Origin of the sequence: Sphingomonas faeni, from assembly GCF_024273235.1 — a bacterium.
GTDB lineage: Bacteria > Pseudomonadota > Alphaproteobacteria > Sphingomonadales > Sphingomonadaceae > Sphingomonas > Sphingomonas faeni_A.
In genome coordinates this window covers 132017-150337 of the sequence record NZ_JANBVH010000007.1, presented here as the reverse complement: position 1 = coordinate 150337, position 18321 = coordinate 132017, and the positions used below count along the sequence as shown (strand labels likewise).

At 60.6% G+C, this 18321-nt stretch carries 18 protein-coding genes and 1 pseudogene; 13 read left to right on the top strand and 6 right to left on the bottom strand.

Going from position 1 to position 18321, the window contains the following annotated elements; translation table 11 throughout:
* Both NLI89_RS05715 and NLI89_RS05710 read left to right on the top strand, forming a co-directional pair.
* Window positions 1-212 (top strand): annotated as a pseudogene (locus tag NLI89_RS05715) (hypothetical protein); the annotation flags it as partial.
* A gap of 198 nt (window positions 213-410) precedes the next feature.
* Window positions 411-1859 carry an MFS transporter gene (locus NLI89_RS05710; protein WP_254686135.1) on the top strand — a complete coding sequence of 483 codons (1449 nt, stop codon included), beginning with the start codon at window positions 411-413 and terminating at the stop codon, window positions 1857-1859.
* 807 nt (window positions 1860-2666) lie between these two features.
* Here the strand turns inward: NLI89_RS05710 and NLI89_RS05705 are convergent.
* The 4 genes from NLI89_RS05705 to NLI89_RS05690 all read right to left on the bottom strand — a co-directional run bounded on the left by NLI89_RS05705 (window position 2667) and on the right by NLI89_RS05690 (window position 6085).
* A complete protein-coding gene (locus NLI89_RS05705; RefSeq protein WP_254686134.1) occupies window positions 2667-2846 on the bottom strand; it encodes a hypothetical protein in 180 nt (59 codons plus the stop codon).
* Between the two features lie 68 nt (window positions 2847-2914).
* Window positions 2915-4426, bottom strand: a complete 1512-nt coding sequence (locus NLI89_RS05700) for a PLP-dependent aminotransferase family protein (RefSeq protein ID WP_254686133.1) — start codon at window positions 4424-4426, stop codon at window positions 2915-2917.
* A gap of 289 nt (window positions 4427-4715) precedes the next feature.
* Window positions 4716-5114 carry a DUF983 domain-containing protein gene (locus NLI89_RS05695; protein ID WP_042466346.1) on the bottom strand — a complete coding sequence of 133 codons (399 nt, stop codon included), beginning with the start codon at window positions 5112-5114 and terminating at the stop codon, window positions 4716-4718.
* Window positions 5115-5314: 200 nt separating this feature from the next.
* Complete coding sequence (locus tag NLI89_RS05690; protein ID WP_254686132.1) at window positions 5315-6085, bottom strand: glutaredoxin family protein; 771 nt, start codon at window positions 6083-6085, stop codon at window positions 5315-5317.
* Between the two features lie 84 nt (window positions 6086-6169).
* Here NLI89_RS05690 and NLI89_RS05685 point away from each other — a divergent pair, with 84 nt between their 5' ends.
* Window positions 6170-6574: a MerR family transcriptional regulator gene (locus tag NLI89_RS05685; RefSeq protein WP_254686131.1), complete on the top strand. Its 405-nt coding sequence runs from the start codon at window positions 6170-6172 to the stop codon at window positions 6572-6574.
* 297 nt (window positions 6575-6871) lie between these two features.
* Here the strand turns inward: NLI89_RS05685 and NLI89_RS05680 are convergent, their stop codons facing one another.
* The gene (locus tag NLI89_RS05680; RefSeq protein WP_254686130.1) at window positions 6872-7732 is read right to left on the bottom strand and encodes a LysR family transcriptional regulator; all 861 of its coding nucleotides are present in this window, start codon (window positions 7730-7732) and stop codon (window positions 6872-6874) included.
* Window positions 7733-7848: 116 nt separating this feature from the next.
* Here NLI89_RS05680 and NLI89_RS05675 point away from each other — a divergent pair, with 116 nt between their 5' ends.
* The 10 genes from NLI89_RS05675 to NLI89_RS05630 all read left to right on the top strand — a co-directional run bounded on the left by NLI89_RS05675 (window position 7849) and on the right by NLI89_RS05630 (window position 17240).
* Window positions 7849-9081 (top strand): amidohydrolase family protein, encoded by a 1233-nt coding sequence (locus NLI89_RS05675; protein WP_254686129.1) that lies wholly within the window; start codon window positions 7849-7851, stop codon window positions 9079-9081.
* Complete coding sequence (uraH, locus tag NLI89_RS05670) at window positions 9078-9470, top strand: hydroxyisourate hydrolase (protein ID WP_254686128.1); 393 nt, start codon at window positions 9078-9080, stop codon at window positions 9468-9470. Before NLI89_RS05675 ends, uraH begins: the two co-directional genes overlap by 4 nt.
* Window positions 9471-9481: 11 nt before the next feature.
* The gene (locus NLI89_RS05665; protein WP_254686127.1) at window positions 9482-10279 is read left to right on the top strand and encodes a heme-binding protein; all 798 of its coding nucleotides are present in this window, start codon (window positions 9482-9484) and stop codon (window positions 10277-10279) included.
* A 1164-nt stretch (window positions 10280-11443) separates the two neighbouring features.
* Window positions 11444-11887, top strand: coding sequence for a globin domain-containing protein (locus tag NLI89_RS05660; protein ID WP_254686126.1), 444 nt, complete (start codon window positions 11444-11446; stop codon window positions 11885-11887).
* Window positions 11812-12309 carry a DUF1971 domain-containing protein gene (locus NLI89_RS05655; protein WP_368077246.1) on the top strand — a complete coding sequence of 166 codons (498 nt, stop codon included), beginning with the start codon at window positions 11812-11814 and terminating at the stop codon, window positions 12307-12309. Before NLI89_RS05660 ends, NLI89_RS05655 begins: the two co-directional genes overlap by 76 nt.
* Before the next feature lie 197 nt (window positions 12310-12506).
* Window positions 12507-14003, top strand: a complete 1497-nt coding sequence (locus tag NLI89_RS05650; RefSeq protein WP_037479793.1) for an aldehyde dehydrogenase family protein — start codon at window positions 12507-12509, stop codon at window positions 14001-14003.
* Window positions 14004-14072: 69 nt separating this feature from the next.
* Window positions 14073-15197 carry an alkene reductase gene (locus tag NLI89_RS05645; protein WP_254686124.1) on the top strand — a complete coding sequence of 375 codons (1125 nt, stop codon included), beginning with the start codon at window positions 14073-14075 and terminating at the stop codon, window positions 15195-15197.
* A 79-nt stretch (window positions 15198-15276) separates the two neighbouring features.
* On the top strand, window positions 15277-15582 hold the full coding sequence (locus NLI89_RS05640; protein ID WP_254686123.1) for an ArsR/SmtB family transcription factor: 306 nt from the start codon (window positions 15277-15279) through the stop codon (window positions 15580-15582).
* A gap of 4 nt (window positions 15583-15586) precedes the next feature.
* Window positions 15587-16594 carry an LLM class oxidoreductase gene (locus NLI89_RS05635; RefSeq protein ID WP_439144476.1) on the top strand — a complete coding sequence of 336 codons (1008 nt, stop codon included), beginning with the start codon at window positions 15587-15589 and terminating at the stop codon, window positions 16592-16594.
* 340 nt (window positions 16595-16934) lie between these two features.
* Window positions 16935-17240 (top strand): ArsR/SmtB family transcription factor, encoded by a 306-nt coding sequence (locus tag NLI89_RS05630; protein WP_254686121.1) that lies wholly within the window; start codon window positions 16935-16937, stop codon window positions 17238-17240.
* Between the two features lie 34 nt (window positions 17241-17274).
* On the opposite strand, the gene acuI is transcribed toward NLI89_RS05630, so the two are convergent.
* Window positions 17275-18267, bottom strand: coding sequence for an acrylyl-CoA reductase (NADPH) (gene acuI, locus NLI89_RS05625; protein ID WP_037479783.1), 993 nt, complete (start codon window positions 18265-18267; stop codon window positions 17275-17277).
* Between the last annotated feature and the right edge of the window lie 54 nt (window positions 18268-18321).

Here is an 18321-nt window from a genome sequence, read left to right as displayed (position 1 = left end):
CGTCCGGATTAGGCGTGCCGCATCCCGCAGATATCGACCTTGCGCTTGCCGACCTTGGCGAGACCTTCGATGTGAATCGAGAGGATCTCGAACTGCTATTCCGCCGCGTGGAATTGCACGCGCTGAAGAGAACCACAGGGCTAGCAGGCAGCGCCGTGCATCGCGAGATCGTTGAGAAACTCCCAAATCACGACCGTTCACTACGACGTTGATTTCGTCCAATACTAGCCGTGTAATAAACGACGATATATTTTTCGACGAGTTTTGGCGTACTGACCCGTGAGTAAAGAGTTGGGGTGGATGCTGTGGTACAGAACGTGATTGGTAGGCAATCCGTAGTTGGCGAGCGGTGGCCACTGTTTTGGACGGGGTGCGTCGCCATCAGCGCGGGCGTGCTGCTCCACCTTCCAATGCTCGCCATGGCCCACACCATGGGTAACAATCTGTCGGGCATGCCGATGGACGGCTGGATGTATCTCGGGATGGCGTTAATCGGACTCGGCGTTCCGGCCGCGATCTTCGGCGCACTTCCTCAGAAGCGTCCTGACCGAGAGGCGAGTAACGGCGTAACATTCGAAGCCCCCGACGATACGCCGTTGACGCGGTCGCATACGGCTGTGCTGCTGGTCCTGACGCTCGGCCTGATCATAGACACCATGAAACCTGCGACGCTCGGTTTCGTGCTGCCTGGCATGCGCGGTGAGTATGGCATGGCCAAATCGACCGCAGCGCTGCTGCCTTTCGTCGCGCTGACGGGCACGACAATCGGATCGTTCCTGTGGGGCTGGCTGGCCGACATCTATGGGCGTCGCGTGTCGATCCTGCTGTCGACGATCCTGTTCGTCTCCACGTCAATCTGCGGCGCGATGCCGTCCTATGGCTGGAACCTCGTGATGTGCTTCCTGATGGGATGTTCGGCGGGCGGCATGCTGCCCGTGGTCTATACCCTGCTCACCGAGGTCATGCCACCTCGGCATCGCAGCTGGGTGCTGGTGTTGGTTGGGGGGACAGGCTTGGTCGGTGGCTATCTAGCGGCGAGCGGTGCGGCGCACGTGTTTGAACCCCTGTTCGGCTGGCGGAGCCTATGGTTGCAGGGGTTTCCGACCGGCCTACTACTGCTCGCGATGGCGCGCTGGATTCCTGAGTCACCCCGCTTTCTGCTGCAACGTGGAATGCATACGGAGCTAGCTGCCATGACGCAGCGGTTCGGCATCGTACGACGCGCGCCCACAAATTTGCCGACAGACGCGTTGCCGGTAGCGACAAACCAACACGAGTTGACAGTTGCGCTCGTGATCACCGCGCTGTCGTGGAGCTTCGTCAATTTCGGGCTACTCTTGTGGCTGCCGACCGACCTGCAAGATCGCGGCTTCAGCGCCGAGATCGCCAGTGGCATCATCGCCAGCTCTGCTATAGTCGCGCTGCCCACGATCATGATTGCCGCTGTGCTGTACAGCAGGTGGAGCGGCAAGCGGACGCTGATCGGCACGGTGCTGCTGACGCTGGCCGGATTGGTCGGCGCAATGCTGCCCGCGCAGACCCTGTCGTGGCCACCTCTGCTGATCGCTGTGATCGCGCTGCTAGTGGTGGGAACCAACGGATTGATCGCGGTGCTACTTCCGTACGCCGCTGAGAACTATGCGACGGAGGTGCGTGGGCGTGCAACCGGGCTGATCGCGGCGAGCAGCAAGTTCGGCGGGGTAGCGGTCCAGCTTGGGGCTTTCGCCGGATTGATCCCAACGCTTGGTGGCGCAGCAATCGCTCTGATCGTGCCAATGGGCGTGTCGGCAATACTCATATCCCGCGCCGGGCAAGAAACCCGCGGGCGCAGTCTGCAGGATCTGGAGGCAACAGCCTAGCAGGAATGCCGTTTCGAAAGCGCCAATAGGTTACAATCTGAGGTAGCCCTCCAAATGACCCGCGAGGCCCAATATGCAGAGCGTTATCGACCAACCGCCTGGCCGGTTCGCCCATTATAGCGGTGCACCCGCACCGCGCTTTGCGCTATCGATCACCACGCGAGCTCATCGCGCAAATCCGCGAACCCCTGTCAGTCCTTAAAGGGGCAACAACGCCGGTTAGATAGGCGGTGCGACCGCGTGGACCAATCCCGATGGGATTGTTGTCACACCTGACAGCTTCGCGCACCGGACGCCGCCTGCTCAGAAAACGCCATAGGTCAAATCGTTGAGCGACGAGCACGGACTTCCTCGCTGACTGAGTCAGCGCGGCTTATGTCGTGCAGAGAGATTCTCGTATCGCTGTTGTATCAACCGTTCGGTCCGACCGCGCCATTCCCGGCGCTGTGCACGATCGCAGCGCCATGTAGCAGCCAACGATTCCATCAATCGCAGACCGCGGCGGGCTTGCTCGCGGAGAACAAGAAGCCGCAACCTGCGTCCTTCATCATCCGTGCTGCTGAGGCTGGCAAGGGCTTCCTCCGACCATGCCAGCGTGCTCGCGTGCAGTCGGGCCCCAGTCTCATAGACCACCAGGGATCGATCATCAGGAAAGTCGTTTGCCACTTGCATTCCTGAACGTAAGAACCGCACATCTACACGGCAGCGCAAGCCGCAGTTTCGTTCCAGCCTATGTGGTCCAAGTCGTCTCCGCAACCCCGGTCGACCCAAGCTGTTGAGATCGCTCGATTCACTCTCCGGTCGGCTTTAGAATCCATTTCTCGTCAGGAAGCGGGCGCCAAGCCATCGGCGCATCGGCTCGTCGTAGAGTTTCAGACTGGCATAGGCGATCGCCACCGCCATGCCCACCAGAACGACACCCCAGATCGCTCCGCGCTGTGGCGGGATCCGGTTGTCCACCACCCATGCGGTGTAAACGTAGATCAACGGATAGTGCGTGATGTACAGGGGGAAGTCTTTCTGTGATGTGATCGATCAGGGGCAACAGCATAGGTTCAGACCAGCGAGATCTTTCTGGTCGCGTTTGGGGCGGTCATCGCACCCAGTAAGCGCAAGCCACGTTCAAGACGTTCACGGGGAAGAGTGCCCCCGATCGACACGCGCAACGCAGGTGAAACGCTTGTCCGGTCAACTGCGAATACCTCTGCACCCACCACGGATAAGCCGTGCGGACGCAATGTGTTCACGATCTCACCAGGATTGGCGTCCGCAGGGAGCGGCATCCACAGATGATACCCTTCCGGCTGCGACTGGAACCCTTGCGGATCGAGAAACTTTGCCACGATCGCCTGACGAGCTTGTGCTTCGACCCGAACCGCGTTGGTGAGCTGCTGAAACACTCCGCTGCCAATCCAGTCCGCCACGACCGCTGCATTGAGCGGTGGTGCCATGATTGCGGTTTCGTGCACGTCTGCCGCTAGTCGCCATGCCTGTGCGACTGTGGGTGCACGCAGCCACGCGATCCGCAGACCAGGCGATAAAATCTTCGACACGCTGGCGATGTGCCAGGTCCGATCCTCTGCGAACGATGCGATCGGGGGCAACGGCCGTTCCGGCAGGAGACCATACGCGTCATCCTCGATGACGATCAGACCGTGCTGTTCTGCGACAGTGGCGATCGCCTTGCGCCGGTCCACGCCCATTGTCGCAGTCGTCGGATTATCGTTGGTAGGTACGACATATACAGCACGCACACTGCCTTGAGCACAGGCGGCGTCGAGCGCTTCCGCGACCAGGCCTTCCGCATCCGACGCTACGACGCACAGGCGCAAGCCGTACCGGCGGGCGACCGATTGGAACCCCGGATAGATGTATGCGGCGACTGCTACGGTGTCGCCAGGTTGCAGCTCTGCGCTAACGATCGCGTGCAGGGCATGCTGCCCGCCCGCCGTCACCAGAACGGTGTCGTCGTGGCATGGAACGCCGCGAGCGCTCAACAGATCGGCACCAGCTTCGCGAGCCACGATCATGCCACCACTCGGCTGATACTGGAACGGCGCAGCCACATCAGAACGGGTCAGCAATGCGTCCGCAGATCGTCGGAACGCTGCGGCAAGGAGTGCGCCTGGAATTTCAGGCGGCGCGTTCATTCCGGTATCGGCCGGCTCGCTGTAGCTGATCTTTGGAGCGTCGACTTTCTTCTGCCGAACGAAGCTACCACGCCGGCCGTCACCCTCGATCAGCCCGAGCCGCTGCGCCTCGCCGTAAGCACGAGTCACCGTCGTCAGATCGACGCTCAGCGTGTCGGCAAGAACACGCTGGGGCGGCAGGCGCGTACCGGCGAGAAGGCGTCCGGCCTCGATATCTTTCGAGATCGCCTCAGCAATCGCAAGGTACTTTGGTCCTGAAAAGGACTCGATATCGGGTTTCCAGGTTTGCATGGTTCTCATATATATGTGCTGCGTACAAAGTCCATGCATAGCGCAGACAAAATCGCGTTTGAATTCAGTCGCGGTGAAGGGCGTAAAGCTCTTTGCCGGCCAATGCCGATCGCGCGATTTCGCCATGATCGTGGAAGGCGAGCGAGGCTTCCGCGCAGTCAGCCTCCCAGAAGGTTTCATCGGCGTAACACGCTAGCGCCCGCTCAGCGCGACTCATACGCGCTGCTATTTCACTGAGCGCCTGTAGGGCGACACGGACTTCGACATAATCGTCTCCGCTGCCGGCGAGCACCGTGCGAGCGTCGGCCGGGCGCCCCGTAGAGTTTAGGTATGAAGCAGCGATGCGCCGGGCATCAGGTATTAACGAGCGCATAAACCGCTTCCAGGAATGAATCTGACGAGACCTGTGGCCGGATTAATCGTCGAAGTTACTGCTATCCTTCGTATTTTCCCGGCCGTGAAGCTGATCCCAGATCTTACCCGTGCCAGCCTCCTGAGCACGGTTTACGTACTGAGAGGCGACCAGCCAGCCTTTGATGGGGTGCAGCGGCAGCAGACATCCCAAAAGCATGACTGGGAGCGACGTGAAAAGATGCACCCACCACACCGGATCAAATTTCACCTGGATCCACACGACGAAGAACGCGAGCGGGAAGGCAACGATGCACAGGGAAAAGAAGGCAGGACCATCGTCTGGTGCTGCAAACCGATAGTCAAGACCGCAGGCCTCGCATCGGTCCGCGACCTTCAGCCATGACTTAAACATGTGTCCCTTGCCGCATCGCGGGCAAAGGCCCTTCCAACCGGTCTTCATAATCCAGCGGAATTTGTCACCGTCCGTATCCTGAGTCACATGCGCACCGTTGTTTGTAGCGATGATCCGTACATAGTACGCATTGCATGGACTTTCTAGAGCCTTTGTGTGCGTCCTCTCTAAGCTGAGACCCGATCATATCGATAAGCCGGGTTGCATGTGATCGTCAGCGCCGGTTCGCGCTTTGCTCCGCCCAAGCCTCAGTGGCCGATCGTAAGCGCCGCGGGCGAGACGGCCATCCACACCGCCATTACGATCATCATGAGATTCTCCGTCAGCGACAGGAAACCGAGCGGCACGTTGCTGGACCCGCCTACGCAGGCGCACTTCAGCTCGCGTTTATCGAGGTACACCGCCTTGAACACCGACACGGCACCCACGGTCCCGATGAACAGCGCGACCGGCGCCGACAACCAGGTTAGGACGCCAGCGATCATCAGCACGCCCGCCAAGCCCTCCGCGAAGGGGTAAATGTAGGAGTAGCGCACCCAGCGCTTCGCGAGCAGGTCGTAATTAAGGAACATAGTGGCGAAGCTCTCGATGTTCTGGAGCTTGAGCAGTGCCAGCACTGTCATGCTGAACCCGATGAACCACTCGCCCGCTCGTAGGGTGAAGGGCGTGCCGTAAGCGGCATGGCTCGCAGCGAGCGCCATCAGCGCAGTCACTGCGAACAGCGCGGCGACCGGCTTGTAGGTGGTTGCCTTGGGATCGGCGACGGCTTTACCGAAATGGCGGCGCACGTCGTCGTAACCGCCGATCCGCTCGCCCCCGATGAAGGTCTGCGGCGTCGTCTTCACGCCGTTCTCGACCTTGAAAGCGTCCGTTTCCTCCCGAGTGGTCAGCCACCGGTCGTCAACGGTGTAGCCTTGGCGTTGCAGCAGATCCTTGGCCTTCAAGCCGTAGGGGCAGACGTGCTTGTCCATTACCATCCGGTACAAGGTGGCGCGGCGAGGGTCGGCGATCGTGGTCATGAGCAGCGGCTTTCGAGCTGGTGTCTTTCAGGCTGCCACCCATATAGGGTCCGGACCATGGTACGGAGTCAAGGCTTGCCGCAAATGACCATTGCCGGGCTAGCGCGCGGGGCGGGTGTCGGCGTCGAGACCGTGCGCTACTATCAGCGGCGCGGGTTGCTGGAGACGCCTGAGCGACCGAGCAGCGCCGGACACGGCGGAAGCGTGAGGCGCTACGGTGTTGAGGACGTTCGTCGGCTGCGCTTTATCCGCTCGGCGCAAGCGGCTGGCTTCACGCTTGCGCAGATCGAGGAATTGCTGGCACTCGACGCGACCGACGATCGAACACGGGCGCGCGAACTCGCCAGCGAGCGGATAGCGGCGTTAGGCGCCAAGATCGAAGAATTGGAGCATGCCCGCGCATCGCTGCGCCGGCTCGCTCAACAGTGCGGCAGCGGCGCGGCCGGGCCGTGCCCGATCCTGACCTCGTTCGAGCAGCCGGATAACTAGAGTCGAATGGCTCGGTCGGGGTTGTTACGCCTCCTGGCCCATTGATCGATCCAGTCGATCATTCCTTGACCTGTGCGAACCACCTTGTTTGTCGCACATTCGTGATTGGGACCGGTTTTCCACACATCCGACCGCTTAACGGCGATAATGGGAGGATTGCGGATGGTCCGCTTTGAAGAGGAAAGCGTCGATAGGCGACATTACGCACGGCCTATTTCAAGCCAACAGCTACACGCACAAGCCGGCCGCCGAACGTGGCACCTGCAGGAATCGGAGCGGTTAGGGCCCGCAAGCATATTACCTTTCGTCGAGAGGTTTAGAACTAACCTGCTCGCCCTGACGGTCCGACAGCGTCTTGCTCATTGCAGCGACGAGTTCTCTCGTCGCGCCGTTGCTTTCCCAAGCATAGATCGACACCACCAACGGCGCATCCGCATTGAAGATAGAACTGGGACGAACGGCATGTGCCCCCGTCGTGCTGATCGGCAGAACTGATACCCCTAGCCCAGCCTCGATCGCGGACAGGACGCTGCCCAGACTGTTCCCGGTGAATGCGATGTACCACGTCCTCCGCTCGCGCTCGATCCTGTCGATCATAAGATCGCGGTACAGTCCGCCCGGGGGAAACGTCACCAGAGGGATAGGGTCGGGCCAGTCATTGTAAATTTCTCTGGCTTCGAACCAGCCAAGAGGTTCGGAGAAGCTGGCGCGGGCGTCGCCATCTGCTATCGCTTCCTTCACGATGGCGATATCGAATTCGCCGGCTCTGAATCGTTTCGTAAGATCGCGGCTGAGGCCTGTGGTCACATCTAGCCGGATTTCACGATGCCGTTCTGCAAAACGTGCAAACTGACGGCTCATGGCCTGCGTAACAACATCGTCGGGCACCCCGATCCGGATCGTGATCGTTCCCGATGGGTCGGCAAGCAATGTCTGCGCCTCATCCTGCAAGGCCAGCAATCGGCGTGCATAGCCCAGCAACCGCTCGCCCGAAGGCGTCGGCGAAATAGGCCTTGCCGATCGATCAATTAGCGACTGCCCGACCGCCGCTTCCAGCCGTCCAAGATGCTGGCTGACCGTCGACTGGGTAGAATTGAGACGATCGGCTGCGGTTGTGAAGCTCGCCGCATCGGCGATTGCGACAAAGGTACGGAGCAATCTCGGGTCAAGCATATGGTCATTCTATTCCTGAATGCTGATCATTCAAATATTTCATTCGTAAATGTCGTTATGCGCGCTCACTTGCGAATTTCGCCAAGCCTAGGAGCGCTGATTTGCGTAACGCCGTCCAAGCACCCCGCCTGTACCGAAACGCCTTGATGAAAGATGGTCGGACGGGCAATCTGGCGGTGTCAGACGGTCAGTTCGTCGAACCGGCATCCTTGGCGGCCAATGCAGATGTCATCGACCTCGCAGGGCTTCTGGTTCTTCCCGCATTTGTCGAAGACCATATTCATCTCGACAAGAGCTTCGTCGGCGATAGCTGGCGTCCGCATTGCCTTGCTGACAGCCTTGGCGAACGCCTGGGTATCGAGAAGCAGCTGCTTGCAGCTGCATTGCCAGTCACCGACCGTGCGCATGCGCTACTCGCGCAGGCACATAGCTTCGGCACGGTCGCAATGCGCAGCCATGTCGACATCGATGCCTCACTGGGCCTCGCCAATCTCCACGCCGTAATGGCGGCGTGCGAGCCTTGGCAGAACCGCGTCGATGTCGAAATCGTCGCGTTTCCACAGGCCGGCATCCTTGCATCACCTGGGACCGCCGACCTGCTTGATGCGGCTATCCGGGAAGGAGCAGGCGTCGTCGGCGGGCTGGACCCTTCAGCGTTCGACGGTGATGCCGACGCACACCTCGACGTGGTGTTCGGCGTAGCCGAACGGCACGGTGTAAAGATCGATATCCACCTCCACGAGCCCGGTTGGCAGGGGATCGAGCAACTTCGCCGGATCGCTGCACGAACAACCGCAGGCGCAATGCAGGGCAAGGTCGTCGTAAGCCACGCCTACGCGCTCGGCGATGTCGAGCCGGACGAAGTTGCCCGTACCGCTGATATTCTGGCGGAAGCCGGCGTAACAATCATGACCAATGCACCGGGCAACCGCGCATTCCCGCCGATCAACGTCCTGCGTGGTGCAGGCGTGCGTCTGTTTGCCGGCAACGACAATATCCGCGATGCCTGGTGGCCGTACGGCGATGCCGACATGCTCGGGCGGGCGATGATGATCGGGTATCGATCAGGTTTCTTCACCGACGGCGATCTCACGACCGCGCTGGATATGGCCACGACGGACGCAGCAGCGGTTCTGGGCCTGGAACGCTACGGCTTGGCTATCGGTGACGAAGCGACGTTCATCATAACCGATGCGGAGAACACCGCTGCCGCGGTCGCTGCTCCGCCGCGCGACCGTCGCCTTGTGCAGCGAGGCGCGATCGTACCATCGAGCACCTCGCTACTCGACACCCTCTTTTCCAGACACGACACTCAGCAAGGATATCGCTCATGAAGGCCATCGCTCTCGCTCTTTTGCTCGGCGCAGTCGCCACCCCCGCCGCGGCAGCCGATATCTCCACCCACGTTCTTGACCTCGCCCGAGGCGTTGGCGGTGAGGCTGTACCTGTAACCCTCTCGAAGCGTGCTGATGACGGACGCTGGCAGAAGGTCGGCACCGCGACTACCGATGCCGATGGTCGTGTCCGCAGTTTTAAGGACGCCAAGTCGTTCGACACCGGAATCTACAGGCTTCAATTCGAGATGTCGCGCTACCCTGACTCGTCGGCGAGCCCGTTCTTTCCAGAGATCACGCTGACGTTCCGAGTGACCGACAAGGCGGGTCACTACCATGTGCCGGTAGTCGTCAGCCCCTATGGCTATTCGACCTACCGGGGAAACTGAGCCTGACCAGCATGACGCTTCCCGTCACGCTAGCGGCATCGGCCTCCCTTGGGACCATCAACCTCTGGCTTGGCCTGCGAATCTTTCGCATGCGGTTGCGCGACAATGTGCTGATTGGTGACGGCGGTGGGGATTTGCTTGCCGGCCGGATGCGCACGCAGGCCAATCTGGTCGAATATGCGCCGTTCCAACGTGCCGCGAGCGGGCGGTGCGATCCTGACATGGCTCGTGTTGGCGTTCTTGGTCGGGTGGGCCGCGCTGATTGCAGCCGGTGTCGCCTGATGCGCCCGCACTGTTTATCTTTGAAAGGTCACATCATGGCGCTGAGTCTAATTGTTCTCCTGCCCGCGGCAATCGCCGCCACAATACCCGCGGTACCGTTGGAGCGTAAAATCGTGTCGCTGGCGCTGGCCAACAGCCTGACGGGTGCCGCAATCGCTTCGTGCCGTACGGTCGGTAGGGAGGCCGTGGTCGCGGTCGTCGATCGAGGCGGAAATCTGGTCTCGCTCCAGCGCGGCGACGACATCGGTCCGCACAACACGCTAGCCGCCCAGCGCAAGGCGTTCACCGCATTGTCAACCAAGGCTAGCACGACCGTCCTGGCTGAGCGAGCAGCAACAGATCCGACGTCCCGTAACCTCGTCACTATTCCAGAACTGCTCCTGTTGGGCGGTGGCATGCCGATTGTCGTAAATGGTGACGTGATCGGGGGTATCGGCGTCGCTGGGTCAGGCGGATCGGCCAATGACGAACGCTGCGCGACCGAGGCTATCGCTCAGGTGATCGGCAAATCGAGGACGCACCCATGAGTAAATTGCTAGATCATGGCCGGTATGAGTATCTCCATTATCGGCCGCGACGGGCAGAGAGAAGCGCGGCCTTAACGGACCGGAGCGCTTAGCGTTTCAAGGGTCAACGGCGCTGAAAACCTTGCTGACACCCATCGCCGGTACCGTGTGTCGGCACGCAGGGCGTATCCCGATGCAGGCCGAGCAATTGCGTCATTTTCCGTCGGTTTCCCGGAATATGGTATGAAGCCACTTTAGCAGGAGCGTCGCTGACAAAATAGCAACCCAAGGAACTAAAGGGTCCGTTTGTTCGGATGAGCCTACCTGAGCGATCCCAATTGCGACGATTAGTGCAACCATCGTAATGGCGGTCAACAATATTTTGCCGGCTCTCGCTTCCGCTCGCCAGAGTAAGTCTGAAAGAAGAGCTATGGTTAGAGAAAGCAAAATAGTGATAAAGCTGATAATCAGGAATCTCCAATATTTCTTAATAGAACTAATTGAATATGTCTGCAAAAGCAAAAACTCGCTGCACAGTTGAATCTCGTAAAAGTCATTGAACTTTCATCGACCATTCGAACTGCGGATTGATATTACCCCATTGTCGTCGTGCGCGACGGTCTCGTCGTTGGTACTATCAAATCCTCATGCGGCCAGCACGCAAGCTATCCTGACCTTCCCTGCAACAGCCTGGGCGATATCTTGGAACGTACCTAGCGATGCTACGGCCGGCAAACAGCCGGTGTCCCGGCGCATCCTCTCCCCAACGACAGCCCTGCTGAGCTTGCCGGCCAACCGTAGCGCCTCAGAGTAGCGGTAGCCGAACGCCTTCAGTAGCTAATTCTATCTGAGACTTGGAGAGTGCTCAAATCGCTTGCACGATTGTATCGCGCTGCGATATATTGGCAACAGGTCGCAACGAGGATGAGCGCCAAACGAAAACCTCTACGGTAACTCTTGGGCGCCGGCCCAGCTTCGACAGGCGCCGCGCACGTATCCCGCTTCGAGGAAACTCCCTGCATGGCGCTTGGCTTACGCCTAATGGCACAACCGGTGTGCCAACCACATGGTCGAATTAGCTGATCGAACCATGCGCTCCAGCAAGGTAGCGCCTTCTTGGGGGCACCCTTTTACACAAATGCGTCCTTTACTTACGACATATGACGACAACCTCAGGAGCAAATCATGACTAAATCGCTTTCGCCCGAGACTATAATCGTCATCAAGTCGACTGCGCCCGCGCTCCAGCAGCACGGGGTAGAAATCACAACGCGCATGTACGAACGCTTGTTCGTTGATCCGGAAATCAAGGCGCTATTCGACTTAGCAGCCCAGAAATCGGGCGAGCAGCCAAAGCGGCTGGCTGCCGCCATCCTTGCTTTTGCGCAGAACGCCGACAAGCTGGATGCGTTGAAGCCCGCTATCGAGCGCATCGCTGCTCGCCACATCGCCACCCATATCAAGCCGGAACACTATCCCGCGGTCGCAAACGCGCTGCTCCCGGCGATCAAGGATGTGCTGGGCGATGCGGTAGACGAGAGGGTTCTAGCGGCATGGGGCGAAGCCTACTGGTTCCTCGCCGAAGTCCTGATATCGCGCGAGAAGACGCTGTACGCCGAGGCGGCGTGATGGACATCAACACGCCTTCTCAAAGCCCGAATGAGCTTCCTGAGGGTCTGGTTTTGTACCGACAGACCGACATCTTCACCGAATCCTCTGTTCCTGCCGGGCTACTCAGGGACCATTGCACCAAGGCTGGCGTCTGGGGTCTGATACAGGTCGCAGAGGGTCGTTTGCGCTACCACGTAACAGACCAGAGGCGGACCGGTGCCGTGAGCATCCTTGCGCCGGATTGCGCACCAGGCGTGGTCGAGCCAACCATCCTTCACTGCGTCGAACCGCTGGGACCCGTCCGCTTTCTCGTGCAATTTTACCGAAGAGCGCCTGAGCCGATCCCGTTGTGCAGCCATGAGGAAATGGCACGCCGAGAGAACGAACATCGGGCAGCAATTTTGGCCTCGGTGGATCGGCTTGCCGTTAGCCAGAGTTAGACGACATGCCCTAAAGCCCCTGCATGACGCTGCCAATATAGCGCGCCTAGGCTCCGCAACCCGTTCCACGGCGCATCTGTCCTTCTGATTTAAAAGGGAAAAAAGAATACATAAAATAAGTCTATGCATCGCGATATTGCCATATCTCGATTCATAGTTACCTTGGCGCTGTCACTCACGCACCAAGGAGATGCACAATGCTGACGTCAACCAAGCCCGCTTCGATCTACGCTCCCGATACCAGCTACGGTCACTTCATCGACAATCAGTGGGTCGAGGGTGAAAATGGCGAGACGATCGAGAGCATCAACCCCGCCAACGGCGCCTATTTGACGCGCACCCCTAACGGCACCGCCGACGACGTCGACCGCGCCGTCCAGGCCGCTGCCCGCGCCTTCCAGAGCTGGCGCAAGACCTCCGCGACCGAGCGTTCGAATGCGCTCCTCAAGATCGCCGACCTGTTCGAGGCCGATGCCGACCGCTTCGTCATTCTCGAAAGCATGGATGTCGGCAAGCCCGTCCGCGAGGCTCGGCTCGACGTGTCGCTGGCGATCGATCACTTCCGCTATTTCGCCGGCGTGATCCGCAGCCATTCGGACGAAGTGGCGATGATCGACGAGCAGACGATGAGCCTGACGATCAACGAGCCGATCGGTATCGTTGGGCAGGTCATTCCCTGGAACTTCCCGCTGCTGATGGCTGCCTGGAAGATCGCGCCGGCGATCGCAACGGGCAATACGGTGGTGATCAAGCCGTCCGAGATGACGCCGGTCACAATCCTCGAACTCGCTAAGATCTTCGCCCTGGTGCTTCCGGCCGGCGTGGTCAATATCGTCTCGGGCACCGGCGCGGTGGCCGGGCAGGCGATCCTCGATCACCCGCAGATCAGCAAGCTGGCCTTCACCGGTTCGACCCGTGTCGGTGGGGTGGTGGCGGAAGCTGCTGCGAAGAAACTCATCCCAGCAACCCTCGAGCTGGGCGGGAAGTCCGCCAACATCATCTTCCCCGATGCGAACTGGGATCGGGCGGTCGAGGCTGCCGCGTTGGGTATCCTCTGGAACCAGGGCGAGGTCTGCGAATCCGGCGCTCGGCTGTTCGTTCATGAATCGATCTACGATCACTTCGTCGGCGATCTGAAGCAGCGGTTCGAGAGCGTCCGCGTCGGCGATCCGCTCGACGAGAACACCCAGATGGGCGCGCAGGTCAGCCAGACCCAGACCGACCGCATCATGGGCTATATCAAGCTCGCCACGGAAGAGGGCGCCCGCATCCTGACCGGCGGCAATCGCCTGACCGGCGGCGATTATGACGACGGCTTCTTCATCCAGCCGACGATCATCGTCGATGTTCGCAACGACATGCGCGTCGCCCAGGAAGAAATATTCGGTCCGGTGGTCGTCGTGCTGCCGTTCAAGGACGAGGAGGAGGTCATCGCGCTGGCCAATGCGTCGGACTATGGCCTCGCCGGCGGCGTGTGGACCCAGGACATCAATCGCGCCATCCGCGTGGCGCGCGCGGTCGAGACGGGCCGGATGTGGGTCAACACCTATCACGAGCTTCCCGCGCACGCTCCGTTCGGCGGCTACAAGAAGTCGGGCATCGGCCGCGAGACCCACAAGTCCATGCTCGAAGCCTACAGCCAGAAGAAGAACATCATCGTCAGCCTCAACGAGGCTTCGTTTGGACTGTACTGAGATCGAGTGGTTGCGAGGCATATCCATGCCTCGCAACATCGAAACTTCGCGATATTTAGGAGTAATGAAATGAAGAACTTGGTTCTCTTCGACAACGTCCGGCTAGGGCCATACACCCTGCGTAACCGGATCGTCCTCCCGCCGCTCACGCGCTCGCGCAGCTCCCAGCCGGGCAACATCCCCAACGACCTGATGGCGGACTATTACCGCCAGCGCACCGGCGCCGGCTTGATGGTGACCGAGGGGACGCAGATCGAGCCGCGCGGGCAGGGCTATGCCTGGACGCCGGGCATCCACAGCCCTGAGCAGGTCGAAGGCTGGCGCAGGGTAATCGACGCAGTGCATGCCGAGGGCGGCATCATTTTCCTACAGCTGTGGCATGTCGGACGCGTGTCCCACACCTCGCTGCAGCCGGGCGGGGCCGCTCCGGTCGCGCCGTCGGCGATCCCGGCCGACAACGTCAAGGTGTTCATCGAAACCGGTCCGGGGCAGGGCGCACTGGCGCTGCCGTCGCCGCCGCGTGCGCTGACCACCGCCGAGGTCAAGGAACTGGTGCAGCTCTATGCCCAGGCGGCGCGCAATGCGCTCGATGCGGGTTTCGACGGCGTCGAGATCCACAGCGCCAACGGCTATCTGGTGAACCAATTCATCTCGGCTCACACCAACCGGCGCGACGATGAATATGGCGGCTCGCTGCAGAACAGGCTACGCTTCCTGCGCGAGGTGACGCAGGCTGTCGCGGATGTCGTTGGCAAGGACCGGATGGGCGTGCGATTTGCCCCGCTGTTCGCCACGACCGAGGAGGATCGCGTCTATCTGGGTCTCGTCGAGGAGGATCCCCACAAGACCTATATCGAGGCCGTGAAGGTGCTTGAGGAGGTCGGGATCGCCTATCTCTCGCTGGCCGAGGCCGATTGGGAGAATGCGCCGGAGTTGCCCGAAGATTTCCGCGCAGATGTACGCAAAGCTTTCAGCGGCAAGATCCTCTACGCTGGCAAATACACCCCGGAGCGCGGCGTCCGCGTGGTCGAGGCTGGCTGGGGCGACCTGATCGCCTTCGGCCGTCCCTTTATCGCGAACCCCGATCTGCCGGAGCGTATCGCCCATAGCTGGCCGTTCAATCCGGTGGATCCGGCGACCATGTATGGCGGCACCGACAAGGGCTACACCGACTATCCGGCCTATCAGGACTAGGGGTTTTCGGGCTGCGTCCGGACATCCGGGCGCGGCCTGTGCTCCGGTGCGGCGCCGGTAACAGGTGCGTACAACTCCAATGGGCATCGATATCAAAGACGCGCTGAAAGCTCTCGACAACCCGACGCGCCTCGCAATTCTCGGGTGGCTGAAAGACCCGCGCAAAAACTTCCCTGGGCAGGAAGTCGATCCCGAACAGGTTGGTGTCTGCGTAAGCGCCATCCAGGAGCGATCCGGCCTCTCCCAGTCGACAGTGTCTTTGTATTTGACCGCCTTGCAGCGCGCTCAACTAGTCACGTCCCGACGTGTGGGGCCTTGGACTTACTACAAGCGGAACGAGGAAAATATCTCGACATATCTGGCGAGCCTCCAATCCATGATTTGACGAAGTGCCCGCCGGGCAACCGAAAGCAAGGAAACCTCACGATGTATCAGCCCAGCACGATCCCTTATCAGCAGCATCGAAGTTTTCGTCATACCTTCAAGGCGGGCCATCTGACCCTGGGGCTGTTCTTCCCCATCGAGGCCTTCCAGACGAAATGCCGACCATGCTACACCAGGCGGAACTAGCCCATCGCGCCGAGGAGCTTGGCTTCTCGACGCTCTGGTTCCGCGACGTGCCGCTGCGCGATCCGAGTTTCGGCGACACGGGGCAGGTCTTCGACCCGTGGGTCTATCTGGGCTTCATCGCCGCCCGCACATCGACAATCGCTCTCGGCACCGCGTCGATCGCGATCCCGCTGCGCCATCCGCTCCATACGGCCAAGGCTGCGGCCAGCGTGGACCAGTTGAGCGGTGGCCGCTTGCTCCTGGGTGTCGCCACCGGCGACCGTCCGGTCGAGTTCCCGGCATTCGGCGTGGACCCCGACCAGCGAGGCGATGTTTTCCGCGAAAATCTGGACATCATCCGCCGCGCCCAGCGCACCAGCTTCGAGCCGCTGCAATGGAGCCGCGGGCTGCTGGCGGGCGCCGACCTGATCCCCAGGCCCACCACGAATGAGCTCCCGTTCTTCGTGACGGGCAACAGCCGTCAGTCGATGGAATGGATCGCGCGGGAGAGCAGCGGATGGATGACCTATCCCCGGCCGCCCCAGGCGCAGCAGCTGTTCGTGGAAAGCTGGCGGGCGGCGGTCAGGGAACAGGCGGGTGAGACCTACAAGCCGTTCCTCCAGTCGCTCTATATCGATCTCGACGCGCATCCGGCCACGCCGCCGTCGCCGATCCATCTGGGCTTCAGGCTGGGGCGGGATCATCTGCTGACGCTTTTGGAAACCCTGGAAGTGATCGGCGTCGATCACGTCATCCTCAACCTCAAATATGGCCGCCGCCCGGCCCCTGAGGTGGTCGAAGAGTTGGGCTCGCACATCGTGCCGCGTTTCAGAGCGCATGCGCCATGAAATGGCCGGAGCAACACAGGGGCGCACGAAATGGTCTGCGGCGCTTTCCTGATATAGGATCCGCCACCCGACATGCAGGACCCGGCTGGCATCGACAAACTTGGGATCGAGATGGACAAGCCGTCGCAGCACTGAGGAACCTGCGGTCGTGGATTTTCTATCTCGCTGTCCTTGCGGGAGTAGATGCCGGGTTCGTCGAGGCGTTGCCATTACTGTGGTGTCAGATCTCTTCGCGATCGATGGCATCTTCACAAAGGGCCGGTGACTTCTGGACGTCGCGCGGCATCCCACAGCGCAGCGATATATTGTAATATTGAAAAACATCGCTACATGGAGGAGCATGAGCATCGACCTCAATGAAGCCCTGAAGGCTCTCGACAATCCCGCCCGGCTGGCAATCCTGGCGAAGCTCAAGGACCCGCGCAGGAACTATCCCGAGCAGGAGGTCGATCCCGAAGACGTAGGTGTCTGCGTGAGCATCATCCAGGAGCGCGCGGGCCTCTCCCAGTCGACTGTCTCTCTCTACCTGACTGCTTTGCAGCGCGCCAAGCTCGTGACCTCTCAGCGCATCGGGCCCTGGACCTATTACAAGCGCGACGAGAAGAATATCGCGGCGTTCCTGAAGCAGTTGGAAGACCTGATCTGAGCGGCGGCCCGCGCGGCCGCTCAGATCGATCCGCTCATTCCTGTTCGATCTCGACGACGAGGCGCCCGCGTACCTTTCCTGCCAGGATGTCGGTCCCGGCCGCGATGACGTCTTCCAGGCGGATGGTCGAAGTGATCCGTCCCAGCCGCTCGCGATCCAGATCGGTCGCAAGACGCGCCCAGGCTTCGAGACGGCGCGGCTTCGGGCACATGACGGAATCGATGCCGAGTAGAGAGACGCCGCGCAGGATGAAGGGCGCCACCGAGCCCGGAAGGTCCATCCCTTGCGCCAAACCGCAGGCCGTGACCGCGCCGCCATATCGGGTCATCGACAGGACGTTGGCCAAAGTATGCGATCCCACGCTATCGACACCGGCGATCCAGCGTTCCTTACCGAGCGGCCGCCCGGGACTGGACAGTTCGTTGCGGTCGATGATTTCGGCGGCGCCAAGGCCCTCGAGATAGTCCGCTTCCTCGGCCCGACCGGTCGACGCGATGACGTGCCAGCCTGCCTTCGCCAACAGCGTGATCGCGATCGAACCGACGCCGCCGGCCGCACCGGTGACGATGACCGGCCCATCGGCTGGCTGCAGTCCATGCTTCTCCAACGCGAGAATGCTGAGCATCGCGGTATAGCCTGCGGTACCGATCGCCATCGCTTCGGACGGCGTCAGGTCAGCAGGTAACGGCACCAGCCAGTCGCCCTTGACCCGGCTCTTTTCAGCGAAGGCGCCGAGATGGGTTTCGCCCGTGCCCCATCCGTTGAGGATGACTCGATCGCCGGGTTGGAAATCGGGATGGCTGGACGTCTCGACCACGCCGGCGCAATCGACGCCGGGGATCATCGGGAAGCGCCGGACGACCGGGGCTTTGCCAGTGATCGCCAGACCGTCCTTGTAGTTGACCGTGGTGTGCGTCACCCGAAGCTCGACATCGCCTTCCATCCGATCGGCTTCGCTGAAATCCGTCAGCGCGACGGTTTGGCCTGTGTGGTTCTTTTCGATCACGACTGCTCGGAATGTGCTCATGATAATGCTCCTTTCTCAAAATTAGACCGATCGGCTAGAATTGTTCAAAAAAGG